This is a genomic window from Priestia abyssalis (assembly GCF_002019595.1).
Lineage (GTDB): Bacteria > Bacillota > Bacilli > Bacillales > Bacillaceae_H > Bacillus_BA > Bacillus_BA abyssalis.
The window spans coordinates 2,583,981-2,610,819 of record NZ_KV917369.1; the positions used below are offsets into that span (position 1 = coordinate 2,583,981).

28 protein-coding genes and 3 pseudogenes are annotated in these 26,839 nt (G+C 39.8%); 3 read left to right on the top strand and 28 right to left on the bottom strand.

The window, feature by feature from the left end; translation table 11 throughout:
* Nucleotides 1-62: 62 nt before the first annotated feature.
* The 15 genes and pseudogenes from BK575_RS12165 to BK575_RS12235 form a co-directional block, all read right to left on the bottom strand.
* On the bottom strand, nt 63-353 hold the full coding sequence (locus tag BK575_RS12165; RefSeq protein WP_078410612.1) for a hypothetical protein: 291 nt from the start codon (nt 351-353) through the stop codon (nt 63-65).
* A 5-nt stretch (nt 354-358) separates the two neighbouring features.
* Entirely contained in the window at nt 359-736 is a 378-nt protein-coding gene (locus tag BK575_RS12170; protein WP_078410613.1) for an SHOCT-like domain-containing protein, read from the bottom strand.
* 11 nt (nt 737-747) lie between these two features.
* Entirely contained in the window at nt 748-1,119 is a 372-nt protein-coding gene (locus BK575_RS12175; protein ID WP_078410614.1) for a DUF2089 domain-containing protein, read from the bottom strand.
* Between the two features lie 275 nt (nt 1,120-1,394).
* Nucleotides 1,395-1,577: pseudogene (locus BK575_RS29045) on the bottom strand (VOC family protein); the annotation flags it as partial.
* 124 nt (nt 1,578-1,701) lie between these two features.
* Nucleotides 1,702-1,824 (bottom strand): hypothetical protein, encoded by a 123-nt coding sequence (locus tag BK575_RS29355; protein ID WP_268877722.1) that lies wholly within the window; start codon nt 1,822-1,824, stop codon nt 1,702-1,704.
* A gap of 886 nt (nt 1,825-2,710) precedes the next feature.
* On the bottom strand, nt 2,711-4,120 hold the full coding sequence (gene eat, locus BK575_RS12190) for an ethanolamine permease (protein ID WP_078410617.1): 1,410 nt from the start codon (nt 4,118-4,120) through the stop codon (nt 2,711-2,713).
* 14 nt (nt 4,121-4,134) lie between these two features.
* Nucleotides 4,135-4,848 (bottom strand): ethanolamine ammonia-lyase subunit EutC, encoded by a 714-nt coding sequence (eutC, locus tag BK575_RS12195; protein WP_078410618.1) that lies wholly within the window; start codon nt 4,846-4,848, stop codon nt 4,135-4,137.
* Nucleotides 4,849-4,866: 18 nt separating this feature from the next.
* On the bottom strand, nt 4,867-6,237 hold the full coding sequence (locus BK575_RS12200) for an ethanolamine ammonia-lyase subunit EutB (RefSeq protein WP_078410619.1): 1,371 nt from the start codon (nt 6,235-6,237) through the stop codon (nt 4,867-4,869).
* A gap of 18 nt (nt 6,238-6,255) precedes the next feature.
* Nucleotides 6,256-7,704, bottom strand: a complete 1,449-nt coding sequence (locus BK575_RS12205; protein WP_235867374.1) for an ethanolamine ammonia-lyase reactivating factor EutA — start codon at nt 7,702-7,704, stop codon at nt 6,256-6,258.
* A 94-nt stretch (nt 7,705-7,798) separates the two neighbouring features.
* Nucleotides 7,799-8,374, bottom strand: a complete 576-nt coding sequence (locus BK575_RS12210; RefSeq protein WP_139368022.1) for an ANTAR domain-containing response regulator — start codon at nt 8,372-8,374, stop codon at nt 7,799-7,801.
* Nucleotides 8,371-9,453: a sensor histidine kinase gene (locus BK575_RS12215; RefSeq protein WP_139368023.1), complete on the bottom strand. Its 1,083-nt coding sequence runs from the start codon at nt 9,451-9,453 to the stop codon at nt 8,371-8,373. The genes BK575_RS12210 and BK575_RS12215 overlap by 4 nt, the downstream gene beginning before the upstream one ends.
* Nucleotides 9,454-9,739: 286 nt before the next feature.
* Complete coding sequence (adaB, locus tag BK575_RS12220; protein WP_078410622.1) at nt 9,740-10,273, bottom strand: methylated-DNA--[protein]-cysteine S-methyltransferase; 534 nt, start codon at nt 10,271-10,273, stop codon at nt 9,740-9,742.
* A 1-nt stretch (nt 10,274) separates the two neighbouring features.
* Nucleotides 10,275-10,895 carry a bifunctional transcriptional activator/DNA repair enzyme AdaA gene (locus BK575_RS12225; protein WP_078410623.1) on the bottom strand — a complete coding sequence of 207 codons (621 nt, stop codon included), beginning with the start codon at nt 10,893-10,895 and terminating at the stop codon, nt 10,275-10,277.
* A 164-nt stretch (nt 10,896-11,059) separates the two neighbouring features.
* Nucleotides 11,060-11,512 (bottom strand): 2OG-Fe(II) oxygenase, encoded by a 453-nt coding sequence (locus BK575_RS12230; RefSeq protein WP_235867375.1) that lies wholly within the window; start codon nt 11,510-11,512, stop codon nt 11,060-11,062.
* Nucleotides 11,513-12,150: 638 nt separating this feature from the next.
* Nucleotides 12,151-12,552: a MerR family transcriptional regulator gene (locus BK575_RS12235; RefSeq protein WP_078410624.1), complete on the bottom strand. Its 402-nt coding sequence runs from the start codon at nt 12,550-12,552 to the stop codon at nt 12,151-12,153.
* Between the two features lie 116 nt (nt 12,553-12,668).
* Here BK575_RS12235 and BK575_RS12240 point away from each other — a divergent pair, with 116 nt between their 5' ends.
* Entirely contained in the window at nt 12,669-13,427 is a 759-nt protein-coding gene (locus BK575_RS12240) for an SDR family NAD(P)-dependent oxidoreductase (protein ID WP_078410625.1), read from the top strand.
* Between the two features lie 695 nt (nt 13,428-14,122).
* Here the strand turns inward: BK575_RS12240 and BK575_RS12250 are convergent.
* The 7 genes and pseudogenes from BK575_RS12250 to BK575_RS12285 all read right to left on the bottom strand — a co-directional run.
* A pseudogene (locus tag BK575_RS12250) lies at nt 14,123-14,371 on the bottom strand (methylated-DNA--[protein]-cysteine S-methyltransferase); the annotation flags it as partial.
* Between the two features lie 275 nt (nt 14,372-14,646).
* Nucleotides 14,647-16,308 (bottom strand): catalase, encoded by a 1,662-nt coding sequence (locus tag BK575_RS12260; RefSeq protein WP_407984379.1) that lies wholly within the window; start codon nt 16,306-16,308, stop codon nt 14,647-14,649.
* A gap of 307 nt (nt 16,309-16,615) precedes the next feature.
* On the bottom strand, nt 16,616-17,020 hold the full coding sequence (locus BK575_RS29585) for an ArsA-related P-loop ATPase (RefSeq protein ID WP_078410629.1): 405 nt from the start codon (nt 17,018-17,020) through the stop codon (nt 16,616-16,618).
* A gap of 163 nt (nt 17,021-17,183) precedes the next feature.
* Nucleotides 17,184-17,735 carry a CBO0543 family protein gene (locus tag BK575_RS12270; RefSeq protein ID WP_078410630.1) on the bottom strand — a complete coding sequence of 184 codons (552 nt, stop codon included), beginning with the start codon at nt 17,733-17,735 and terminating at the stop codon, nt 17,184-17,186.
* A 14-nt stretch (nt 17,736-17,749) separates the two neighbouring features.
* On the bottom strand, nt 17,750-18,703 hold the full coding sequence (locus BK575_RS12275; protein ID WP_078410631.1) for an ArsA family ATPase: 954 nt from the start codon (nt 18,701-18,703) through the stop codon (nt 17,750-17,752).
* Nucleotides 18,704-18,715: 12 nt separating this feature from the next.
* Nucleotides 18,716-18,979 carry a cory-CC-star protein gene (locus BK575_RS12280; protein WP_078410632.1) on the bottom strand — a complete coding sequence of 88 codons (264 nt, stop codon included), beginning with the start codon at nt 18,977-18,979 and terminating at the stop codon, nt 18,716-18,718.
* A gap of 77 nt (nt 18,980-19,056) precedes the next feature.
* Nucleotides 19,057-20,802, bottom strand: coding sequence for a carbon starvation CstA family protein (locus BK575_RS12285; RefSeq protein WP_078410633.1), 1,746 nt, complete (start codon nt 20,800-20,802; stop codon nt 19,057-19,059).
* Nucleotides 20,803-21,185: 383 nt separating this feature from the next.
* On the opposite strand from BK575_RS12285, the gene BK575_RS12290 reads away from it, so the two are divergent.
* Nucleotides 21,186-21,809: an adaptor protein MecA gene (locus tag BK575_RS12290; protein WP_169907764.1), complete on the top strand. Its 624-nt coding sequence runs from the start codon at nt 21,186-21,188 to the stop codon at nt 21,807-21,809.
* A gap of 138 nt (nt 21,810-21,947) precedes the next feature.
* On the opposite strand, the gene BK575_RS12295 is transcribed toward BK575_RS12290, so the two are convergent.
* Nucleotides 21,948-22,445 (bottom strand): GNAT family N-acetyltransferase, encoded by a 498-nt coding sequence (locus BK575_RS12295; RefSeq protein WP_078414762.1) that lies wholly within the window; start codon nt 22,443-22,445, stop codon nt 21,948-21,950.
* Nucleotides 22,446-22,482: 37 nt separating this feature from the next.
* Nucleotides 22,483-23,247 (bottom strand): carbon-nitrogen hydrolase family protein, encoded by a 765-nt coding sequence (locus BK575_RS12300; protein WP_078410635.1) that lies wholly within the window; start codon nt 23,245-23,247, stop codon nt 22,483-22,485.
* A 297-nt stretch (nt 23,248-23,544) separates the two neighbouring features.
* Between BK575_RS12300 and BK575_RS12305 the strand changes: the two are divergent.
* Nucleotides 23,545-23,982 (top strand): annotated as a pseudogene (locus BK575_RS12305) (GTP-binding protein); the annotation flags it as partial.
* 240 nt (nt 23,983-24,222) lie between these two features.
* Here the strand turns inward: BK575_RS12305 and BK575_RS12310 are convergent.
* From BK575_RS12310 to lipA, 4 genes are all read right to left on the bottom strand, one after another.
* Nucleotides 24,223-24,414, bottom strand: a complete 192-nt coding sequence (locus BK575_RS12310) for a hypothetical protein (RefSeq protein WP_078410637.1) — start codon at nt 24,412-24,414, stop codon at nt 24,223-24,225.
* Nucleotides 24,415-24,508: 94 nt separating this feature from the next.
* Nucleotides 24,509-25,378 carry a formyltetrahydrofolate deformylase gene (gene purU / locus BK575_RS12315; RefSeq protein ID WP_078410638.1) on the bottom strand — a complete coding sequence of 290 codons (870 nt, stop codon included), beginning with the start codon at nt 25,376-25,378 and terminating at the stop codon, nt 24,509-24,511.
* Nucleotides 25,379-25,527: 149 nt separating this feature from the next.
* Nucleotides 25,528-25,833, bottom strand: coding sequence for a HesB/IscA family protein (locus BK575_RS12320; RefSeq protein ID WP_078410639.1), 306 nt, complete (start codon nt 25,831-25,833; stop codon nt 25,528-25,530).
* Nucleotides 25,834-25,872: 39 nt separating this feature from the next.
* Nucleotides 25,873-26,751 (bottom strand): lipoyl synthase, encoded by an 879-nt coding sequence (lipA, locus tag BK575_RS12325; RefSeq protein ID WP_078410640.1) that lies wholly within the window; start codon nt 26,749-26,751, stop codon nt 25,873-25,875.
* Between the last annotated feature and the right edge of the window lie 88 nt (nt 26,752-26,839).

A 26,839-nucleotide genomic window follows, 5' to 3' on the forward strand; every position in this document is an offset into this window, starting at 1 on the left:
AAAAAATCGGTCTTCATAGAAACCGATTTTTTACGTTTAGTTTGTTTTGGCAGCCGTTCATCCTATAATTTTATCGTGACTTTTGTACCATCTTGTAATTTTACATCTACAAGTACAAGGCCTTTTTGATGCTGCAACTCTTTGATGATGGGATTTAGATAGTGTTTTATCATACTCGGATCTAAAGACACAGGCCAGGCAGCCGTTTTTTCTGATTGACGATTCAGCCATTTATTTGCCTGCCTCCAAAGAAATTTAGAAGAGAGCAAGGAAATGAAGACGCGCAGAAAGCTGTACGGAACAGGAATTGTAAATTTTCGTTTATTGTCTGTTTGAATGTTAATTTTAATCATAAACGCTATTCGATAATAACAGATACAGTATCACCATTAGCGGATTGGATATCAACGATTTGTCCGTCTAATTCATTTTCGATCGCGTCAATCAGCAAATCAATATCCAAATCTTTTACGTACTTTTCTGCTTGAGGTACGTTTGATGCGATACCATGACCTGCTTTTAACACCGCTTTCACAAGTTTAATGGGTAAATTAACATTCACATTATCATGTTCTTTAGAAACGACACGTATCTTTAATGTTTTGTCTAAGTAAGCACCAGGTGATGCCTTCGAAGATTCTTTTTCTTTTAGCACATGGATAAGCTCAGCCGCTTTTTCAGAATCTATTTTTCCATCTTGTACCATCGTTAATACTTTTGAAATTTCCTCTTTCATTTGAAATCCCCCTATTCATTTTTTAATAACTTAATGGCTTCTTCAGGCGTTATTTCGCCGTTTTCCAACATGGAGACAATTTTCTTCTCATTTCGTTCATTTTTTTTCGGTGTTTCCGTATCGTATCCGAGTGCAGCAACAATGTCATTTAACTTTCCACGCACAGTCGGATAAGAAATACCGAGTTCTTTTTCCACTTCTTTTATGTTTCCTCTGCAAATCAGAAATGTTTCGACAAACTGAAGTTGCTCTGAAGATAAAGAGGCAATTTTCGATAACTTAAATTCATTTTCAATTGTGGTGTGGCAATGCGAGCAATGTAATTTCGTCACATTTAGCGCATTGCTGCAAACCGGACAGCTAGTCAGAACAGAATATTTCATAGAAAAATCCTTTCTTTTATTTAGTTACATTATATGGTTGTGTGTTAATAAAATCAATATAGAAATTAATTATTTTTAATTATTAAAAACTAAATGTTAATTATTTTGATTTTTATTTTAAATTATTTCAACACAAGTAAAGAAGAGAAATAAAAATAATTACTAAGCTCTACCTGATAAATAAAAAACAAAGGCCCTTCGTTTCCTTAATAAACAAAAAGGTGTCTCATCCCTCAAATGGGACAAGACACCTTATGAAGTATGATTATGTTGATTTACTTGTCGTAGGTAGAGATTTCGATTAGGTTCCTGTCAGGGTCTCTAATATAAACGGAAGTTATCGGTCCTAATGCCCCTGTTCGCCCAATAGGCCCTTCGTCAATTTTGACCCCGCTAGCATTTAAGTGATGAATCACATCGGGTATTGGAGTGTCCGTAATAAAGCATAGGTCATCACTTTTTCTCGAACTCTATTGTACATATTGTCTTTTCCAGGACCGTAGTAATCCTCCAGTTCATCAATAACAAACACACACCGGTATTCACTCCGGTGTGTGTTAGATACAGATCCAAGTTTGCTATTTAAGCAATATCGTAGAGCAAAATCAGCAATTCATCAGAAAGTGTATCGACATCACGTTCTTCTGTTTCTTCACAAGATTCTATACAAATTGTTTTAATATCGTCAAAATCAGCACAGGACATATTCTTCTCTCCCCTTATAATTAATTTGAATTTTCTAACATTATTATCCAACTTTTATTTAAGGAAGTAAATTACTGAAATTTACACATATAATTCTGGTTTATATAAGGGTTTTTGGGAAAATGAACTACACTGCTTAAAAATATACTCATTTTTACTCTAAGGATGTATACTTTACATAGCACCACATAGAACGGAGACTATCATTTATGAGCCACGTTAGATTTTTAATTTATCAATTTATATTTTGTAACACGTTTTTTATTATCAATTTTTATTTAGATAAGTACATTAGCAAACCATTTACTCGTGTTGATTTAATAGCAACATGCATAAATATCCTTATCGTTACACTACTTGTTATTCTGAGTAATAAGCTGTATAAACCTTTCAAATCTATTCGATTACGCAATAAGATTTTACTTTCTATACCCGCTGTCATTTTAGCAATTTTATTTATAGGGTTACTGGAGAATATTTGGTTTGAAATAAAAGGGGAGCTGTTATTTAATTAACCTGAAACATTGGTCCGTAACTTATGCTTTATCCACGTTCCTCTTATGCATTTTAACCTTTACTCCAATTAATGACATGGAAAGCAGTATAACTTTCTATTAGTAAAGACGATAAATTAGGTGACCTCTTATTAAACTCAAGCCTCTGTTAGTTTAAGTACAATAAGAAACGTTTCCGCGTAACCACCTTTTCTCGAAATTTATTGATCTAATAAGAAGTTAATTTAAAGTATATACATCTTATTCTTATATGCGGATATTAGCGTAGAATGTCGATTATATTGGATCATTTGCCATATGACATAGACTCGGAAATCATAGCTGTTCGTATTGAAATAGAAGGAATGCTTCATTCATACCATTCTGGTGTACTACATGGGTGTCGTTTCTCTTTTTGGAGAATCACCGCTTGCCGCTAACAGCTCAATGGGAGGATTAGATTCTTGCGAAACAGACTTTACTTGTTTCGCTCCATATAAAACATAATACAAAATGGCGCTGATAAAAATGAAACCAATCACATATGTGAGCGGTACGGTCATTCCGAAAACAGAAAGCGACGTCGTTAAAACGCTGTACCGTACGATGCTGTAGAGACATAATAACCCAAGGGTAAGTGCAATGCCCGGAACAATTGGATACGCGACTTTAAATGGCCGCTCAAGGTTAGGCTCCTTTTTACGCAAAATGAAGAGCGAAACCATACTGATGCAATACATGGTCACGGCACCAAAGACTGATAAAATAATCAACGCATTCGCAAAAGTAGCAGAACCTGCACAAATAACCGCAATCGCTCCCGGCACTAACAGACCCCAAACAGGTGCGCCTTTTTTATTTACTTTTGCTAGTACGCGAGGCAAATACCCTTCCCGTGCCAATGCGTATGTTTGACGTGAATACCCCATAATAATGCCATGCAGGCTTGCAATTAATCCAAATAATCCAATAATAGCGACAGTGGTCGGAATCGCACTTCCTTCCCCATAGATTGAGGCTAATGCTTGCGGCAACGGATAATCCGCTAATTCTCCTTTTCCGCCGCCAAGCCCTGCTGTGACAAGTAACGTGAATAATGTTGCCGTTGCCAGCGTTAAGATTCCGCCTATGAACCCTTTAGGAATATCTTTGCGCGGATTTTCCACTTCTTCTGCCGCCATGGCCCCGCCTTCAATAGCTAAATAAAACCAAACTCCAAATGGAATCGCAGCTAATACGCCTGTCCAGCCGTTTACGAATGAGTACTCATTTAAAATATTGTCCATCTTAATGTGCGGTAACCCTGCCGCATAATAAATGGCTAAACCAATTAAGGCCACAATCGTTGCCACCAATTCAATCATTGCCGCTTCTTTTACTCCAATTAAGTTAATGAGAATGAAAAAGATAAACACACCAACCGTTGCATAGACAGGGTGAATAGCCGGTATTAAAAAGTGAAGGTACGCCCCTGTAGAAACTGCGATGGCCGGAGGGGCAAATACAAATTCCAATAAACACGCAACTCCTGCCATAAACCCGCCGAAAGGCCCCAATGCCCGTTTCGCGTAGGCCGAGGGTCCGCCGGCGTGGGGAATAGAGGTCGATAACTCTGAGTAGCTAAAAATAAAGGTGGTATAGAAAATGGTCACAATGACAGCGGCAATCGCAAGGCCGATAATTCCGCCCTGTTCAAATCCGTAGTTCCAGCCGAAATATTGGCCCGAAATGACCATCCCGACAGAAATCGCCCATAAATGGATCGGTTTTAAATGTTTCTTCAATTCATGTGTCTGGCTCATACATGCTTCCTCCTTTAAAGTACAAGATTGACGCCGCTTGTTTTTTGTTTGAGCATCTGACTAATGACTGTCCCGATATGGGCAGCTGCCTCGATGGGCGGTGTACCTCTTCGATGAATATTGGATATGACCATGCGATTCGATTCTTTTGTTCCTTTACGGGGCTTGTAACACATATAGGCACTAAGGGAGTGCGCACAAACAAGTCCCGGACGTTCCCCAATTAGCAGCACAAATGCTTCTGGTTTCAACACTTCTCCTATTGCATCCATACATCCAACCCGTCCGCCCCTTACAAAGAATGGCGTCCCGACCTTTAAGCCATAAGCAGACATGGAATCAAGCAAAGCAGGGTATACATCCATCATGTTTTCTTCAATGGCGTTCGCGCTCAATCCATCCGATACAACAATTTGTACTTGAGGACGTTGAATACAGCGTTCCATGATTATTGCTTTTCCTTCATCTGATAAAATCCTTCCTTGATCAGGCCGGGTTAAGTACCGTTCTTTCGTTTCAAAACATGTGTCAATTGAAAATAAATTCAATCGCTTCAATAAGTCTTTTGATACTTCCCCGTATACGGTATCAACCGCAGCAGCGTGATCAATCCGAAATGATAAGAAATCTTTCGTTAATGGCCTTGTGCCCGTACGGCCGACTCCAATTCGTGCCGGCGTATATTGTTTTAAAATGTCCAGTGGATCCATCACATCTGTTTTATTCATGTTACACACCTCCCAGTATTATGCTTTACTCATAAACAAAGTTGGGTCACCTGCTAATCTCGTTAATTTACCATTTTCCATGATTCCTTGCTTTTCCAGCCATTGTTCGAACGGTGGAGCGGGGCTTAAACGCAGCACACTGCGCAATGTGGCAATATCGTGATAACTCAACGATTGATAATTCAGCATGCAATCATCTGCCATCGGAACACCAATCACGAAATTCACACCAGCCGCGGCTAACAACGTACTGAGAGTGTCCATATCATTTTGATCAGCTTTCATATGATTCGTGTAGCAAACATCAACGCCCATTGGCAGACCGTGCATTTTCCCCATAAAATGATCTTCTAACCCGGCTCGTATCACTTGTTTGCTGTCATATAAGTACTCTGGTCCAATAAATCCGACAACTGTGTTCACTAAGAAAGGCTTGTATCTTTTGGCCAGTCCGTAGCATCTGGCTTCTAACGTCACCTGGTCGATATCAAAATGAGCTTCGGCTGATAACTCTGACCCCTGTCCTGTTTCGAGGTACCACCTGTTTGGACCGACAGCTGTGCCCTTCTCGTGAATAAGAGCTGTTGCTTCATCAAGCATTGAAACCGAAATGCCAAAAGACTCGATCCCGGCTTGTGTACCGGCCAAACTTTGAAAAATCAAGTCGGCAGGCGCTCCCTTTTCGATTGCTCGCATTTGGCTTGTCACATGTGATAGCACACAGTTTTGCGTTGGAATCGAAAACTGCTCCATAATCTCTTTTGTTTCACACAGCATTCCATAAATATTATCCGTTGTATCAATAACTGGATTAATCCCGATCATGGCGTCGCCTACTCCATAACTCAAAGCTTCATATAAAGAGGCCCTCATTCCCTGCAGGTTGTCTGAAGGATGATTGGGTTGCGCTCTCGCCGCTAACACTCCTGTTTGTCCCACTTTTGTTTGACAATACGTAATAATTTTTATTTTAGATGCCGCTTGAATGAGATCAAGATTGGACATAATTTTCGCTGCGGCTGCAATCATTTCACTTGTCAGCCCCTTGCTGATTCTCAATAATTCACTGCCTAAATGGCGATCATCAAGGATATACTCGCGCAAATCGGCAAGGGTCCAATTTTTAATGACATCATAAATGCTTTCATTCACGCCTTCTTCAATCACTTTTGAAACTTCATCTTCTTCCGGTGATAACAAGGGATAGTTTCGAATGTCAGCCAAAGTCAAATCAGCTAACACCACCTTTGCCGCCATGCGCTCTTTCATGTTTTCGGCACCAATGCCTGCGAGCTGATCACCGGAACGTTCTTCATTCGCCTTGGCCATGATTTCTTTTAAACTATAGAATTGATAGGTTTTTCCTAATAAGGTTGTTTTTTTATACATTTTTCTCACCCCATTTTTTCATGAAAATGCTAATGTTTTAATCGAAATGGAAATGGCTTCTCCCGCAACAGGCAACCCTAAATCGATATAATCACCATGTGTGAAATCGACTTGGTCAATACAAATGACGTGTGGCTGTTTTCGGCAATGTTTGGTCAAGGCTTGCCCGAGTGCTTTTGCCATATCACTTTCACAAATGACTACCATACAGCGTGACTCTGGAAAGTGATATGTAAACTGTTCATAAAGGGCGTAAGCCAAATCTTGCAGCATCCTATATGTGCAGTACTGAATCTTTGATAAGGCAATTGCAAACGGCGGGTCTTGCTTTGCATCAAACAGTTCTTTTGCCTGAAGCATCGCATCCTGCAAACGTGTATGGAAGGCCTCTTTGTGCCATTGGCCATTATCTTCAACAGGAATGGTTTTAATCGGGATATTCTTTATTGGCAAAAGAGACTCATTCACATAAACGGTTGCGCCGCTCACCTCCGTGTTTTGCATTCCGGCTCCAATGACAGTCGCTCTTGTCGTTTCTGCTGCATCGCTGATTGGAACAGGAAATTGCGGAGAAACGATCTTTAATGTGGAAGCAAGCAATGGTCCCATATCTCCGTGTTTTGCCACTTCTTTCAGTTGAGCCGGTTTTACGTCTGTCATCATCTGGCCGATACCTCCTGAGAAAATCAGTTCATGAATGGGCAGCATAGGCTTTGAAGGCGGTTCAAGCAGCAGTAATTCTGCTTCATATTTAAGCGAGCCGGTAAGGTAAGACACCATGCTTTCGTTGATTCTAAGGCATATTTCTTCAAGCTGTTCATAGGTAACGATTCCTCCTGCTTGCAGGTCAAAGTGATTTGCCTTAAGCCAAGGCTGAAGATGCTCTGAAATGTAGTCGATCTCACCATGCTCCGTTAAGCGAATAAGCCGTCCTCCAACATGGAACGTTACCGTCTGAATGGCTTTTCCTTGTTGAAATAAGGCCACATTGGCTGTGCCGCCTCCAATGTCTACATTGGCAACAACCCCCTCCACCTCAAAAGAACGTTTCATCGCTCCAGATCCTTTTCCAGCTAAAATACCTTCTAAGCGGGCCCCAGCTGTCGCCACGACAAAATCACCTGCACGTTCTGCCAAATAGTGAATGATGGTTTGGGCATTTTCTTTTCGGGCTGTTTCCCCTGTAATGATGACAGCTCCCGCTTTCACATCTTGTAAACCAATTTGAGACCGCTCGTATTCATAGGCTAAGAGTTCCGCTAATTGATCGATATCAATTTCATAGTCACTTTTTAAAGGCGTCGTATAAATACGACTCGTATACGTTATTTTACGGTCGACGATCCGACAGCTCGGAAGGCTGAAGCGATCTCCTATTTCCCTCACAAGCAAATGGCTGACAATAAACTTCGTCGTACTTGTGCCGATATCAAGACCAATACTCTTTATCCAGTTCTCCTTCATCATTCTCCTCCTTATCTTTGAAAATTGGAAAACAAAAAGACGCCTTGAACAACCCCTGCATTTGCAGGATTGTCACAAAGCGCCATTGCTTTATTATTTATTCACTTGTTTGTTGTATGACCTTTTCTGCCAGCTTGATCATCGGAATGTGATGCGTCATGCTTTCTTTCTGCATTCGCCGGTATGCCTGTTCCTCTGTGCAGTTTAATTGTTGCATGAGGATGCCTTTTGCTCGTTCAATCGTTTTACGATCTGTTATTTTCTGTTCCAGATGGCCAACTTTATCCTGCAAGCTAAGAAATAGTCTTCGCTGACTTAAGGCAATTTCAACTGCCGGAAGCAGTTCTCTTTCCTTTACTGGTTTGACGAGGTAAGCGTTAATATCGGCCTTCTTCGCATCTTCTACCACTTCCCGGTGGCTAAAGGCGGTAAGCAGCAAGATGGCACAATTTGAAAAGCTTTTAATAATCGACGAGGCCTTTAGTCCATTCATCACCGGCATTTTTACATCCATGATGATCAGATCCGGCTGCAGGGTACGAGCTTTTTCAATGGCTTCTTCGCCATTTTTCCCTTCGCCCACTACCTTATAGCCGCTTTCCTCCAGCATTTCTTTCAGATCGATTCTTGTAAAGGGTTCATCATCCACAATCATGATTTTGGAAGCATTCACTCTATCACCCCGTCTATAATCGGAAAAGTTATCGAAACCTTTGTCCCTCTATTAGAATGAAAGAATGAGAGGACACCTTGTAATTTTTCTTCCACTAACATTTCGACAAGCTGCAATCCTAACGATGACCTTTTGGCAGAAACAGCCTCTCCCATTCCGCAGCCATCATCCATTACGGTAATCGTGACCATTTGTTTTCGGCAATTGACACATATTTCGATCTTTCCTTCATCGCGTGAACAGAAAGCATGCTTAATACTATTTTGGACTAATTCATTCACAACGAGAGCAACAGATGTGGCCTTGTCCGATGGCAAGAACAATGACTCTCCTTGAACAGAAACGAAAATATGTTGTCCAGGAATGCTGGATGATGAGACAAGCAGCACTGCAATTTGCTCCATTACAAATTTGACATCTGCTTGTTCGATCCCGTTTTGAGCTAAATAGTCATGAACCATGGCCATGCTTGAAATCCGAGACACACTATCGCGAAAGACTTCCACTGCTTCTTCCGAGGAAGAACGACGCATTTGCAAACGAAGTAAGCTCGAAATGACTTGTAAGTTATTTTTCACCCGATGATGGATTTCTTGAATCACAATGGATTGAATCAACTGTTGCTTTTCTTCACTATGGGATGTTTTCATCAGTGTTTTTACTTTTTTCTCGTTTTGAATCGCCTGTGAAATATCCCGTTCTTTTATTAAAACCGCGATTGTCTTTCCGGATTGGTCATGAATAGGAACAATGTCTTGCTGCATCACCACATGTTCTTGTGTGATTCCTCGTGAACCAATAATCGGCTTTCCGGTCTTCAAGCTAAACAAAACCCCTGGTTCCGTTTCTTCGAACGCAATTTGTCCGAGTACACTATTTTTATACAAAGACTGTGTGGTCGCAGGGTTTGCTTCTGCTACCACAAGAGCGGCATTGCCCTCTGGCAGGAGACAATCAATGAATATATCTGCTTGAGAAAGATCCGAGATGACTTGAAGGTTATGGGCTAAATCCGAAATGATTTGGCACTGTTCCTTCGATAGACTTGTGAATTGATTCAAATTTAAAATGTCCACCATGATGCAAGTCGTCCTCTCTTTATTTCTTCAAGCATTTCACTATTGATATATTTACTAGATTGAGATCAAAATTCCTTTTAACATCATCCCTAAATATTAAATATATTAAGAATAATCAAAAAGTATTATGTAATATGGCTTAACTATATCAAAAAGGAACTAGATTTCAAACCTTATGTTAGATTATCTGACATATTTTTCGCTTGAGGTGAATGATTATTCTCATTTATCATATTAGTTACCATAATATTTTTATTGTAAATTAAAATTCTTACATCTTGTAATATTACTTAATCCTTAATGATTCTCCCCTTTCAAGCTCCAAAAGTTGTGTCTTCATATCTAATCCGCCACGATAGCCGGTTAATGATCCATTCTTTCCTACTACACGATGACATGGTACGGCGATTAATACTGGATTGGCCCCAATCGCCGCCCCTACAGCTCGGACAGCTGCTGGTTTATTTATATCATTTGCAATGTCGGAATAGGATTTAGTCTGTCCGAACGGAATTCCACAAAGTGCGTTCCAGACTGCAAGCTGGAATGCTGTTCCATTATAATCAAATGGAACGGTAAAGGTTTTCCGTTTTCCTTCTAGATACTGGGTGATTTCAAGCGCGTAGGGTTCAAGCTTTTCACCATCTTCAATAAGAAGACTTCCTGGAAAGCGTTTCTTAGCCCATTTACACAATTCTTCGAATGGTTTGTTCTGCGAACCTACATAGCATAGACCCTTAGAGGTTGAAGCAATATAAAATTTCCAATCCTTAAACTTTAGTAAAGACCAATAAAGGGTTGATTTATTCTTTGTTTCCATTTTACATTTCCTCCATTTTACTCATTTGACGAAATTGTGCTGGTGTCTGTCCGGTTTTCTTTTTAAATAAGGTAATAAAATAGGGCGTGTTAGCCATACCCACACATATGGCGATATCCGCAATTGCTTTATTTGTCTGAATCAAATACTCTTTAGCTGCGTTTACTCTAACCTGTTGTATATACTCAACCGGCGTGATGCCTTTAATCTTTTTAAATGTTCGATGCAAATGATAGGGACTCCCATGAGCAATATCTGCTAACGTTTCTAGATTTAATTTTTCTGTAAAATTTTTATCAATATATTCAGTGATAAGAGCCACCCACTCACTATCAGGCAATTTCTCATTAGTAGGCTTGCAACGTTTACACGGTCGAAAATTTGCATGGAGAGCTTGTCCTGCATTTTGAAAAATACGTACATTTTCTTTTTTGGGAACGCGAGATTTGCAAGACGGTTTACAGAAAATCCCCGTGGTTTTTACAGCATAGAAAAATTGATTATTGTACGAAGCATCATTGTCAATAATTGCTTGCCACTTTTCATTTGTCATCATGTCCACGTCATTCAAAATTCTATGATCATGACTCTCTTGTAATTCATTATTGATGCTATCCGGCATTTATCTCACCTCTCCTTACAATATACTCCCTATAAAGGAAACTTCCATCAGTGGGGGTTTTCCCTCATCCTCCACTAATGGTTAGTTGATCTTATCGGGCTTTTACGGGCAGTTATCTCCCACTTAGACTTCTTCGATTTCTCTCAAATCTTGAAGTGGGGGTCTTACTGCCCGTTAATGCGGGATAAATTCAGAATGTACAATTCTAGGAATAAAATAGCAAGATTTAAAATTAAGGGTGTCGGTCTAGTTTGTTCATATTCTTCACATGTTTTCAAAAAATCTTGAAGATGATCTGGAAACTGTTCTGGTTTCTTTAAATAACCCAACCATCGATTTGCTGTTTTAGCCAACTCTGGATAAAAGGATTCTCTTAAACTTTGGATGATTTCGGGTAATGGATAGGAAAAGTATTTGTACTCCCCATTCCCAAAGCGATATCTCGTCATATTGATTGTCGTTCTGTATGATTCTTCCTCACGATAAAGTTCTATGAAGGAGTCACATTCCTCTTTTGTTAATATTGCTGGAAGCTTTGCAAATCCTTGCTCATCTAATTTGTTTTGAATTGAATCCCAATTTAAGCTTTTGACACGTGTTTTTATATCTTGGACCATTTTTATCCCCTCCTATTCAGCATTCTTGATAACTAACACTATAACCTCATAATTAGAAAAAAATAAGGTGTTTAGAATGTAATAGCAAGATAACAAAATTAGTAAAGATTATTATGTGATAAAGTAAAATTTCAATCAGTGTGAGTTTTCTTCTAAGTTATTTTGTAAATAGTATAGAAAATCGTAAAAAGTAAGGAGAATGAAAAAGTGATATGGCATGAAGTCAATGATGAATTACAATTCAAACCGTAATGTACTCAATAAAAAGAGGATAAACTTTAAAACCTAATCCCTTCATTATTTACGGTTTAAACATCTTTATTAGGGGTACCGCCAGCAAAACCGAATTTACAACGTTAAGGAGATTCCAAAAGAAAAAATCCCAATTTCTCAGCATTAAAATTGAGAAATTGGGATTTTTCGTTACTCAAGAAAAGTACCCGTTTAAGTACCACCTTTCACAATTTCGTTTTTGAAAAGGAAAAGGGGTTCCTTCACAATTAAAGCAATGTACTCTATTTGAAAAAGAAAAACTTGTCTGTACGATATTTAAACGGTCGATTGAAATATAGACTTATATTTATTCTTGGAATAATATAGGCGAGCGATGAGGAGAATAAGCTCTGTGCTCAAGTTTTTTATTTTGTCGTTGCACTTTCCGAAAGCTGTTCCATAAGCCGCACGTTGTCCGGATTGTCATAGAATGCAATTTTTGTATCAATAAGCTGTATATTCTGCTTCAATCGTTTTAATTGACGAACGACTTCCTTACGATGCTCCAATAATATGTTTTTGCGCTCCTCGCTCGTTCGGCTTCCTACAAGGCATAAGTCGCAGTATGTCTTGATTTCCTTGATTGGCATGCCGGAATCCTTCAGGCAACAAATCAGTTTGAGCCAATCCAGGTCGTCGTCTGTAAATATTCGATTGCCGGATTTGTTTCTTGCAATGAAGGGAAGAAGTCCCTCTTTATCATAGTATCGAATTGTATGCGCGGAGAGTCCGAATTTGCTTGCGACTTCGTTAATTGTATAGCTCATTAAAAAAAATCCCCCCTATCCCTTGACTTAGAGTTAACTCAAAGTGATAGGCTTATTTTAGTCCTTATTGAACCTTGTGGTCAAGAGGTAAATACACAGTAAAGGAATGGTATCTAATGACCAATAAAATTGCACTTGTAACTGGCGGAAGCCGAGGTCTCGGTAAGAGTTCAGCGCTTGCGTTGTCTCAAAAAGGTTATGGAGTTATCATCACATATCGTACGCAAAAGGAAATGGCTGACGAAGTAATAAGCGAAATTGAAAAAAATGGAGGACAAGCTGCTGCCTTGCAACTTGACACTGGACTCGTATCCTCGTTCGATGAATTCGTCTCATCACTTAGTGATGTTTTAAAAGAGAAATGGAATCGCGATACGTTCGATTATCTCGTTAATAATGCAGGCGTCGGCATTGGTGCTCCATTCGCCAATACAACGGAAGAGCAATTCGACAGCCTAGTAAACGTACACTTCAAAGGTGTTTATTTCTTAACGCAGAAGCTACTTCCACTACTTGCTGACAATGGTGGTATAGTGAACGTTTCATCAGGATTGACACGTTTTACAACTGAAGGAAACAGTGCTTATGCAGCGGTAAAAGGCGCAATCGAGGTGTTCACTCGTTCTCTGGCCAAAGAGTTGGGAAGCAGAGGAATCCGAGCTAATACTGTCGCACCTGGTCCGATGGCAACAGATTTCGGTGGAGGAATAATGAGAGACAATGAGAACTTGAGAGGTTTCATTGGCTCAGTTACTGCACTCGGCAGAGTCGGAGAAGCCGATGACATTAGTGGTGTCATTGCCTCGTTATGCACAGATGAAATGAAATGGGTCACTGCGCAGCGAATCGAAGCGTCGGGTGGAATGTCTCTATAACTGCAGTTTTTCAAAGCAGTAGGCAATCAGAAATGTGGAAATAACCGCGTCCTATTAATGAGTAGTAAGGCATTAAGTTTTAAATGGGGCAAATACGCAGACGTAATAGTTCGTTCTGAGTGGTTAAAGAGTAAGTCATAAAAAATAGAGTGGCGGAAGCCCCTCTATTTTTTATAAAACTAAATCCTTCTCAAAAATTAAAGGTAGTAACTTTTTATTTATCTGTCTTCTCGAATATAAATTGTGTTTGATTCCCTTTCAAAAAATATGCCATATTCCACTAATTAAGACGGCTTTTCAAGTATTTTATCATCTATTGATTTTAAATAGCAGTAATGAAAGGTTACGGCTATTGTCAAAAAGCATACTTTATGACACGTTGGAAAACATGTATTATTTCACGTGTCATAAAGTATGTATTTTTAGTTTTGAAACATTTCAAATTGCTGATATACTTTTTGACATAGTTTAATAGTTTTTCAGAAGGAGTATTGGGGAGACCTAAGTATGAGATTGATGCGGATTTTATTCGAGTGTATGATGCGTGGAAATCTGGATCAATCACCGCAACGGAAGGAATGAGACGTCTTGATCTAAAGCCAAATACTTTTTATCGGCGTGTAAAAGAATATGAAAATCAAGGGGTGCCGATACCGTGCGCGGAAAAGAACTTCTGACACTAGATCAACGATTAGAATGGTAAAGGTTTTCCGTTTTCCCTCTAAATACTCCATGATTTCAACTTGATAACGTTCAAGCTTTTCACTATCTTCAATAAGAAGACTTCCCGGAAAGCGCTTCTTAGCCCATTCGGACAATTTTTCGAATGGCTTGTTCTGTGAACCAACATAGCACAGCCCCTTAGTAGTTGAAGCAATATACAAATTCCAATCTTTAAACGCTAGCAAAGACCAATAAAGTGTTGGTTTATTCTTTGATTCCATCTGACACTTCCCCCATTTTACTCATTTGATGAAGCTGACGATACTGTCCGACATTTCCTTCACCTCTCCTTATATCTAACACTATAACCCCATAGATTAAAAAAATAAGGCTTTTAGAATGTAATAGCAAGATAACGAAATAAGAGGATGATTCAAACGGTATAAAAAACATACCATTTGAATCATCCTTCTGAAAGAACCCGTCACAGACTCCTTAATTTTACTGAATTGTCACGGCAGATCCTTTCAGTAAAGAGTAATTTTTTCATCGTTTGTCAATAACGATCCGATTCATGTCCCATGTTTTCCGCTTTTTCCACTGCCATATCGGCCGCGGCAGAGCTGGTATGTTCGTTCATTTCTTGCTTTGCCTTCTCCAATCCTTCCCGCACGCGCTTTCCGTAATCAGGGTCCGCGTTCGTAAAATGCTCTATCATCTTATCTTGAATCTGCGGCTGGCATATTTTCAATGCATCCACTAAATTGGAAATCAGTTCGTCGCGCTCGACGTCATCAAAGGCGCGATATGTTTGACCCGCTTGGGCAAAATCGTTCGTGCGGTCAATTTTTTGACGCACGAGTTTCGCATCATAATGCGGCTCATGGTCTTTCCCGCTCTTTGGCGCTTCCTTTAACCCTCCAAGAGTAGAGGGTTCATAATTTACATGCGGATTTTGTCCGGGTGCCATGTCCACTCGATACGCCATCTGGCCGTCGCGCTGATTGGTGGCTACGTGTTTTTTCGGTGCGTTCACCGGTAACTGCAAGTAATTGGTCCCTGCACGATGGCGCTGCGTATCTGAATAGGAGAACGTGCGTCCCTGCAGCAGTTTATCATCGGAAAAATCCAATCCGTCCACTAACACTCCTGTACCAAATGCAGCCTGTTCTACTTCCGCAAAATAATTTTCCGGGTTTTTATTTAAGAGCATTTTACCGACAGGCAAAAACGGAAACTGTTCAGGGTCCCATAGTTTCGTTGGATCGAGCGGGTCAAAATCAAGTTCGGGATGTTCTTCATCACTCATGATTTGAACACAAAGTTCCCACTCCGGATACTTTCCTTGCTCAATCGCTTCATATAGATCTTGGGTGGCGTGGTTATAATTGGTTGCTTGAATCTCATTGGCTTCCTTTTGCAATAAGTTTTTAATCCCTTGTTTTAGAGGCTCCCAATGATATTTAACGAGCACCGCTTCACCGTCTTTGTTGACCCATTTATATGTATTTACACCTGATCCCTGCATCTGTCGATAATTGGCCGGAATCCCCCATGGAGAGAACAAGAAAGTGACCATATGGGTTGCTTCCGGTGTCTGAGATAAAAAGTCAAACATTCTTTCTGGGTCGGGAAGATTGGTGACAGGGTCTGGCTTAAACGAATGAACCATATCCGGAAATTTGATCGGGTCACGGATAAAGAAAATCTTAAGATTATTTCCAACCAAATCCCAATTTCCATCTTCCGTATAAAACTTTGTGGCGAATCCACGGGGATCCCTTAACGTTTCCGGTGAATGGGCACCGCCGGTTACCGTTGAAAAACGGACAAAAACAGGGGTTCTTTTCCCCGCTTCCTGAAACAGTTTCGCTCTCGTATACTTGGAGACGGGTTCATCTCCCGCTTTTCCATATGCTTCAAAGTAACCATGCGCTCCCGCTCCGCGAGCATGAACAACACGTTCTGGAATCCGCTCGCGATCAAAATGAGATATTTTTTCCAGAAAATCATAGTTCTCTAATGTCGTCGGTCCTCTATTCCCAACCGTCCTTACATTTTGATTATCGGTAACGGGATGACCTTGACGGTTCGTTAAGGTATCTGCATTCTCGCCTTGTCCAAAGCGTGTATCTCCTGAACTTCCAACACCCGTTACGGCTGTTCCATCTTCGTTCTTATTTTGGTTATCCATTTTGACGCTCCTCCGTATGAACATTTTCAACTGTTAGACTGTCCATAGATTAGAAAAATTATACAAAAATTACCTTTTTTGGAATTTAATAAAAGTATCATATTTATTCTTTTATTACTAATTAGATGATCTCCCTGTCAATTGAAAAACGGGTCCGATTATCCTTCAATCATGACTTTGGCACCGTCTTGTCATGGTTCATTTTAAATCTAGTTGACATCGTCATGCTTTCTTCTATATAGCATTCCGCTTAATAACTCGACACGATTTCATTTTATCGAGATATATTCACAATCGGCGGTCTAGACAACTTGAATTTTCCCTTAAAAGTTTAGAACATTCGGCATAACCGTTCTTTGGTCATGCCGAATGTTCTAAATCGATCTATATAGATGTTTCGAGAATTCTTCCAATAAAGCAACATAGTTAATATCTGTATCAAGCAATGGAATGTAAACTTTCTGCTGCTTTTGAAACTCTTTTTCAATCCATGCGACATATTCTTTCTCATTCTCTTTTCTTTTTTCCAGAATGTCTCTTCCATGTTTGAAGGAAGCATTTTATTAATGAAAAGAGTATTCACTTCTAATTGATGCTTTTGCAGCAGCTTCAGTGCTTTAGCTGTCTCAAGAATCGGAAGGCGTTCAGGATTTAATATAAAGATAAAACCCGTTAAACCTTTATTTAAAAGGATGTTTCGTACAGAAGCAAACCGTTCTTTTCGCTTTTGCAGCACTTAATAGATCGGGTCCTCCACCGGCTCTCCATCGTTTAATAACTGAGTATAGGTTTCATTCCTTTTTTTTCGTCTTTCCAGCATCCCGTCTATCCATACCCCCATGAACTCGAGCAGTTTTTGGTTTTTTGGGATATTTGTATATCATCATTTAGACAAAAAGTTATTCTTTTTTCTGTATGTTAATAATTCTTAAAACCAGCCATTTCAAAAACATTCCCATCAAAAAATAACCAGGAAACGAATAAATCGAGTGCCAGTTAAGTGGTTTATAAAAGCTCATCCATTCTGCGAAAGGCTCTAAAACAAAGGCAAACAAGGCTGACATGATGAAGAGAACGATAGAAAAAGACTTCCAGCTGGAAAAGTATTGATATACCAACATATAAAATATTGGAAATAACGTATAGTCTATTGGTACGAGCGGAGTGCATAATCCCAGCAGGTTATTAGGGTAAACCCAAAAGGAATAATTCCAACCTAGGATATCAAGAAAGGTTGACGTAATGATGATCAAAAATCCATATAACAATATTTCCATGATGCGGGTTTTATCAACCACTTTCCACCATAGAAACCATGGAGCAACGGTTAAAATCAATAGAAACCACCATTTTGCTGAAAATACAAAATGATCGCTCCAGTGCTCCGCCATCATTTCGTTCATTTCTTTGATTTTCTGCTGTATTTCACTATGTGTTGGAGCTTTTGCCATATATACCTCCAGATTCATGAGTGCTCAGTCAAGGTAATCACGCTTTCTTTCAAATGCTTCGCAAACTCTTCTAACAATGGTATCGAATAAATATCTGTTTCAAATAGTGGAATGTAACATTTCTGTTGTCTTGGAAACTCTTTTTCAATCCACGATACATATTCCTTCTCGTTCTCTTTTCTTCTTCTCCAAAATTCACCTTCCATATTCAGAGGAAGCATTTTATTAATGAAAAGGGTGTTGACTTGTAATCGATGTTTTTCAAGAAGCTTCAGTGCTTTCGCCGTTTCAAGAATCGGCAGCCGTTCAGGGTTCAAGATAAAAATAAAACCTGTTAAATCATTATTCAAAAGGATGGTGCGAACAGCCGAAAAACGTTCTTTTCGCTTTTGCAGCACTTGATAGATCGGGTCCTCCACCGGCTCTCCATCGTTTAATAACTGAGTATAAGTTTCATTCCTTTTTTTCCGTCTTTCCAGCATCCCGTCTATCCATACGCCCATTAACTCAGGCAGTGTCAGCAATCTAATTGTATGTCCGGTCGGAGCAGTATCAAAGATGATTGTGTCGTACTTGTCCCCTTCATCCAAAATAATGGACACGATTCGGTCGAACAAAGCAGCTTCTTCGGCACCAGGTGAGGAGCTTGCCGCATCGATTTGCCGGTTCACTTCATCCTGCATATGCGACTTCACTGTGCCTCGAATATTTTCTTTGACGGTTTGGATATAGTTATATGATTCCTGAGTCGGATCAATCTCGATGGCATCTAAATGAGGATAAACCTCCATTGCTTGATTGTTCAACGACTTGTGGAAAATATCTCCGACGTTATGAGCGGGGTCCGTCGAAACCAATAATGTTTGATGATTTTGCCTGGCATGCAGAAGTGCAATTGCGGCTGCGCTCGTCGATTTGCCGACGCCGCCCTTTCCTCCCACAAACAACACTTTCTTATTTCCAATCATGTGCACCATCCTTTAACAACAGCGTATTCCATCTAGTGGGGATTTCTCCATTCCCATTCGTAAATGCCAATCATGAAATTTTTCAATGATATAAGGATAAAGTTCTAATGTATAGTAAAAAGCGGGGTTTGGAAGTCCGAGAGTTTCGGATAAACAAAGAAGCAAAAATAAATCATCTTCATCTCTCAGTTCCCTGGCGATTTCCGTGCGATGGTTAACCGATAGGATGTCATCGTAAAGCTCCATTATTTTTTTAAAAGCAGAAATTCCTTTCATTTACATATCACCTACTTATGAAAAAAGTGAAAAAGGAAACCCGATGCAGCCGGGCCCCTTTTTCTAAGACTTGCTAATCATATGGTTGTATCAATCGTTGGGGGTTCATCTTTTCTCGTCAATTCTTTCAGCGCCGTTAGGACAATCCAAATGGCAAAGACCAAAATGATGCTGCCAAAGATGAAGAGAAGTAAATTTGCATCTGTCGCTCCCAACCCTGACCACTCAAACATAACCTGTTGAATCATGGCCCAGATGGTCATGAATAACAAGAAGACCATTGGGATAAAGGAAACCAAGTAATTCCGTCCCAAGCGTTTCAGCCAAATCGATATGAGTAATAAACTGATTCCGGCGAGCAGCTGATTCGATGTTCCGAACAATGGCCATAATAAATACCCTCCTGAGCCGAATCCATTCGGACCTTTTGGTAACAGAACCAATGCAGCACTCGAAACGACTGCGATCGATGTCGCAACATGAGGCTTTGCTAGTGCATTCACTTTATACTCACTGCCTAATTCTGCAATAATGTATCTCATTAACCGGACAGACGAATCTAATGTTGTCGCCGCAAAGCTAACGACAATAATGGCGATGATCGTTCCGGCAATGTCAGCGGGAATCCCCACACCGGTTGCCAGTTGAGCACCTCCGGCGATGAAGTTACCGAGTCCCCCTCCATTTGCCGCAGCGAAACTGCTGTAGGCCGCTTTAAATTCACCGGCATTCGCAAACAGGGTCACACAGGCGATGATAGAAATGAGCGCAAGAAACCCTTCCCCGACCGCTCCAAGATATCCGACAAAACGGGCATCCGTTTCCTTATCAAGCTGCTTCGACGATGTTCCGGATGATACAAGTCCATGAAAACCTGATATGGCACCACATGCAATGGTAATGAACAATAGCGGGAACCACGATTTATCTGTCGCAGCTGAATTCGTCATAGGAGCTGTGATTGCTGGATTTAGAAAAATTAATCCAGCATACATGATGACCAAACCTACGACCAGTTGATGGGAATTGATGTAATCGCGCGGCTGCAGCAGTTTCCATACAGGAAGCGTAGAAGCAAAATAACAATAAACCATGAGAATGACAATCCATACAAAGAAGGCCATGGAGACACCGTTGAGTCCAAATAAAGTGGTACTTTCGGGCCCGCCAAAGTATTTGACCAAGTCAATCTGAAGTGCGGGTACTTTACTCGTCAACACGGCCGATCCATACATGACGACAAGAGCAATAAGCGATGGAACAAGCATTTTTTGCTGTTTTTTGTATACGGCATATCCAATCCATACCGCTAAAGGAATTTCAATAAATACGGGAATGACACTTGCCGGGAACTTAATAAATAAGTTCGAGATGACCCACGCGAATACGGCGTTAACCATCAATACAAGAATCAAAATAATAAATAAGAATAATAACTTGGCACGTTTTCCAATCAATTTGTTCGCGAGTGTACCGATTGATTGCCCTTTGTTCCGGACGGATAAAACGAGTGTGCCAAAATCATGGACACCTGCCGCAAAAACTGTACCTAACAACACCCATAATAATGCCGGAAGCCATCCCCAATAAACGGCAATGGCAGGCCCTACAATGGGAGCGGCACCCGCAACAGAAGTAAAATGATGGCCCCATAATACCGTTTTCTTTGTCGGGACGAAGTCAACTCCATCATTAAATTCATGTGCAGGAGTAACAAAGTTGGGATCAAGCCGATAAATCTTTTCTGCCACAAACTTTGAATAAAAACGATAACCTAAAATAAAAACAACCGTTCCGATTACCGCCAACCAAACAGCATTCATGTAAATCCCTCCTTATGACCTGGTGATGATATCTAAACATGAACCTAATGAATTATATGTAAACGTTACCATTCATATTATTTGAAATTACATATCATCAAAAAAGAAAGCTCATATCTCTTTTAACATTTCATTATTAGTCTATGAATCTAGTAAAATCAGCCAATAAAAATGGGCAGCATGTTGGTGCATTACTTTTCAAACACTATAAGGTAATTCACTGTTCCACAAGGGGGAATTTTAGGCCTGCACCTACACACCTTCACTTCGATTATCAAGTTCATTCTTCATCCCTTTTTCCAAAAATCATATAAAAACTAGAAAACAAATCCAGACATAATCCGTTTCGTTTTTCTTAAACTAATCTTACTGGGGGAATGAAGATGAAAATAGGCATAATAAGCGACTCAACCGTCACGGTAGAAATCGAAACACATGAATTGTCAGAAAAAGGGATTGCACTTCAGAACTTATGTTTTGAAAGTGAATATGAAAAGTTAATGACATGGGTATTTGAAAAACTTGAAAGTGCACATGTCATGAGACGGAACGGGCTTTTAATGGTACAAATTGTGGCTTGTTCTTATGGAATCAATATCATGATCTCAAAACAAGTTCCTAATCAGCTGTTTGATGACATCGACTCGTTTCTTCCGTTTCTAACGGCATCAGACGAATACTTTGAACCGGCAGAAAAAGAACCGCAACGATCCAAGAGTGGTGTGTTAATTCAATTCGAAGATTTTGAAGATGTCATCCAGCTAGCAAAACGAATACAGCCTTTTCATAGCCTAACCATTCCTAATGAGCTTTATTACTATGAAGGCCGCTATTTTTTAAATATAGGATGTTATGCGTCAAACGATGGAGAAAGGATTCTGGATTTTTTAAGTATAGTGAAAGAATATGGTGAGAAAACAACTAAAGCCTTGCCATTAATCGAAGCTTATGGCAAAAAAGTTGCCTTTGGAAATGCACTCGAAGAAATGGCTGTATATTTTGCATAAGGATCTAATATCCAAAAAAAGGGTGACTCCAAAGCATGGTTATTCTGCTTAAGAGTCACCCTCTTGAAATAAGATTAGAATTCTGGATCAGTCCTGAAGTTATCACATCTAATAATTTAGTCACTTTTTGAAGTAATGTTAGTTCAGAGATTTGTAATAAAAAATGGTTGGATGCAACTCCCCATTTGCCGATTTTGCATAATGAGGGATCTCCCCAGCTTGAATATAACCCATTGAACTGTAAAGATGATTGGAAGGGTCTCCTTTTCTTGTATCGAGAACTAATAACGATCTCCCCTCCTGCTTCGCTCTTTCTTCCGCTTTTTGCATGAGTGAACGGCCAATCCCGTTACATCGATAATGAGGATGTGTCATTAATTTGGCGATTTCTGCTCTATGATTGCCGTTCTCCTTCGTACATAAATGCAATTGTACAGTTCCGGCTATCCGATTGTTTATTTTAGCAATAAACAGAATCACTTCTGGAGACAACACGTTTTCCCAATAGCTATCGGCTTCTGAATGCTTTAATGGGGGTAAAAAGCCAATCGATGCCCCATCTTCCACTACCTGTACCAAAAGTTCCGAAAGCTCACTGATATGTTCTTCAATTGATTTTAATTGTTCGATTTTCATATTAACAGCCAACACGATCACCTCGAATGATATGTCTTCAAGATATATATTCAACGTCAAAATCAGCCGAAATTAAGTCCATCTCCTCCAAATCCCAATCAAAAGTTAGAATTCCAGATTGTAAAGATTTATGTGAAAGGAGGCGTTTACCACTTTTAATAACTAGACTTTCTGCTTCCCAAAAGGTAACGGTTTCATCTTCTCCAGTACGATTACAAACAATTAAAGGTAACTCGGTATCGAGTGATCTTTGTTCCCATTCCCCATTTGGTCCGTGCAAACCTGGTCCCCAAGAAGATGGAGCCACCAGAATGTCTGCTCCTTTAGACAATAAGGTGTCTGCAATACTTTTTGTATACGCATCGGCACATATCAAAACACCCACTTTCACATCTCCCAAATCGATCGGTTCAATAGATTTACCGGATGTTGACCAATTATCCGTAACACTCGTGATTTTCCTTTGCTTCCCTATGACAACACCATGTCGATTAATAACAAATACTGAATTATACAGCTCATGATCATTGGATCTCTCGGCACAACCAAGAAATACCGTTGCATTGGTAGACTTGACCAGATTAAAAAAATGGGTCATCCATTTATCAGGCTGTTGTTGAATCCAGTCAGTTCCAATCTTATGAGAAAACTGCAGCCCACTAACAGCTAATTCCGGTGTTATGATCCAGTCCACATTTTTGGTTGCAGCGAGCTTAACTGCTTTTTCAATCAGGTTTTGGTTATAGTTAATATCTCCTGCAATTGGCAATAAGTGCAATAAAGCTATTTTTACTTTCTTCACCGTCACTCACTCCCTTCTTTAAGTAATCAACTGTTTTCCACTTTCCATCATATCACTAAGTCTATTCGCTATAGCTATCATTTTCACAACTTTGCAAATTTAGTATAGTTGGATGGACAGATTTCACTTAAATCCTTAAAATGGATGTCGAAGAAGAGTCTGTCTGCTTGTCTGCATACAAAACATTTTATCATTTTAAAAATATAAGCAGGTAGATTTTATTTTAGCCAGACACCAGGAAGAACCAGTATCAAGATGTTTCCAATGGGTCATCCATGTAAATAATTGAGGTGTAACATGAATCAAACAAAGACGATTGGGATATTAGCTCATGTAGATGCAGGCAAAACGACATTTTCAGAGCAGCTTCTATACCATACCAATAGCATTAGACAAAGAGGCCGGGTGGACCATAAAGATGCGTTCTTAGACAGCCACGACATTGAAAAAGAACGAGGCATCACCGTATTTGCAGATCAAGGAATCATTACATATAACGGTTCAATCTATCATTTGATTGACACTCCCGGACATGTAGACTTTTCTCCTGAGATTCAAACAAATAAACTCTTTCCGTGCGCCAGCGGCTCAGCCCTTCAAGATATCGGCGTTCTTTCTTTTTTAGAAAAACTCGATTTGTTAACTGTTTCAGCTTATAAAAATCTAGAGCCGTTTGCAGGGCGTGTTTATAAAGTACGCTATGATGAGAACGGGACGAGAATCACGTTTATTGAAGTACAAATTAACAACAGAAAAAGAGCTTGGGTATTCCCTAAGCTCTTTAACGCTTTTCCCCAACTAACCAGTTAGTTAAGAAGAACCATTGGCTTTTTCTGGCTGCCATTTACTGAATGTAAGTTCTTATGTAACCTCATACATTCACAAAAAAAGAGCTGATGCCATTGCATCAAGTCTCAAGAATACGGTGAGAAATCACCTCGAACAGATAATTCCAAATTACAATGTATCATACGATCAAAACAACCAACTATTGAACACTTTATACAGTGAAATCGGCAATATAACAAGTGCACCAACAAGCAGCATAATATGTATGAGATTCACTGTACACTCTCGTTTATTTTGAAGGAAGAACCATATCCACCCAATAGCTAACATGATATTAGTTGCCTCAGATACAACCTCTCTTCCCGACAACAGCCTCACCTCATATCCCCTTCATTATATTCATGGTTTCAACGCCACCTAGCATTTATTTAGCAATCTGAAGCCTTAAAGTAGCCCTCCTTATAAAAGCGCCTCATGCAAATACAATCGTTTTATTGCCATGAACAATTACTTTATCTTCAACATGCCAGGAAACGGCTTCGGCAAGAACGCTTCTTTCCACATGACGTCCGGCAATCTTTAAATCTTCTGCTGTATACCGATGATTAATTCGCTGTACATTTTGTTCGATAATCGGTCCCTCATCCAGATCATTGGTAACATAATGTGCAGTTGCTCCAATTAACTTAACTCCGCGGTTAAACGCTCTCACATATGGATTCGCTCCAACAAATGCCGGCAAGAAAGAATGGTGGATATTAATAATTTGATTCGGATATTTGGATATAAAACTAGGAGAAAGAATTTGCATATACCTTGCCAGGACGATAAAGTCCACTTTCCCTTTCAATAGCTCTAATGCTTTCTGTTCGGATTTTTCTTTCGTTTCTTTAGACATTGGGATATGGTAAAACGGAATGCCATAACTCTCAACTGCTTCTTTTAAATCAGCATGATTACTGATTACCATAGGAATTTCCACTTCAATTTCTTTCGATTTCCAACGCCAAATCAGTTCCATAAGAGCGTGATCCGCTTTCGAAACAAAGATGGCCATTCGTTTTATTTGTTTTTTGCTGCTCAATTTCCAATCTAAAGCATAATCCTGCGCTAACATATGTAAATCTTGTTCAAGTTTTTCAAATGAAGAGTCAAAGTTTTCCAAATCAAACTCGATCCTCATAAAAAATATACCCGACTGTGGATCCGTTGTATGTTGGTCAAAATGTACAATGTTTGCTTTATGTTCTAACAAAAAGTTAGTGACAGTCGAGATAATACCAGGCTTCTCTGGACAAGAAATTAATAATCTTGCACGGCTATCGTTTACTTGTGTATTCAACGTTCTTCCTCCGTTCTTTAAGGCTGTGTCTATATTTTTGATAAAAGAGAGGTCTATCAATATCCCAGAGAAATTGCTTATGCATAAATCATTTGACATGGGTGCTTTTTATCCATGTCAAATGATTTATATAGTCTGCTATTATGCTATTAATCTAGTTGAATTGCACATGCACTTGAAGCAAAGCTTTCTCCAACTAGAAAGCCTTGATCGGCTGTATAATCAATTTGTGTCTCTACATCTAAATAACGCTTTGTAAAACGATCGATTCGAATCTGAATCTCCTCATACTCAATAAGCGTATCGTTTCGTCGCGGCTCATCAAAAACAAGCGTAAATTTGACAGACAAACCGCATCCGCCAGCTACATCGGCATCAATTCGAGGAGATTGCTCTTCCTTCAACTCCATTGCTCTCAGCCTGTTCAATGCTGCCTCTGTTAATGTAATAACCATCAAATCCTCTCCCTCTCACCAATGTCCTGTCTTTCATGATTACACATTCACTTTTGCTGCTTGTACCTGTTCATCTGCATGATAGGAAGAACGAACGAGCGGGCCTGCTTCACAGTGACTGAACCCTTTTGACAATGCCATTTCCTTCAATTCATTAAACTCCTGTGGACTCCAATACTTCTGTACTTTCAAATGTCGTTTCGTTGGCTGCAAATATTGACCAATTGTCATGATGTCAACATTATTCGCACGAAGATCATCCATCGTTTCGATGATTTCTTCTTTCGTTTCTCCAAGACCAATCATAATGCTTGATTTCGTCGGAATATTGGAATTCATTTGTTTTGCACGTCTCAAAAACTCAAGCGAACGTTCATATGTTGCACGCGCACGAACTTTCGGCGATAAGCGTCTGACAGTTTCAATGTTATGATTTAAAATGTCTGGCTTTGCATCCATTAATATTTTTAAGTTGTCATATTCCCCACCCATATCGGATGGAAGGACTTCAATGCTGCAAAATGGATTGCGCTGCCTCACCGCCCGTACCGTCTCGGCAAAAACTCCAGCCCCGCCGTCTTTTAGGTCATCCCGGGCAACGGCCGTAATCACGACATGCTTTAAGCCCATTTGTTCCACTGATTCTGCCACGCGTTCCGGCTCTTCCCAATCAAGCTCTGTCGGAAGCCCTGTTTGAACCGCACAGAACCGGCAGGCACGTGTGCATATACTTCCTAAAATCATAAAAGTGGCCGTTTTTCGTATAGCCCAGCATTCATGAATATTGGGGCATTTCGCTTCTTCACAGACTGTATGAAGCTTTTTTTCGCGCATCATTTTTTTTAGCCCTGTATACTGTTCATTGGTATTTAATTTAATTTTGAGCCACTCCGGTTTACGGACATAATCGACGGTCATATCATTCACTCCTATGAACGGAACATAAAATGGACTAAACCGCTGCAACTAGTCATCAGCGGGGGAATGCTCCCCCACACTGATGGAA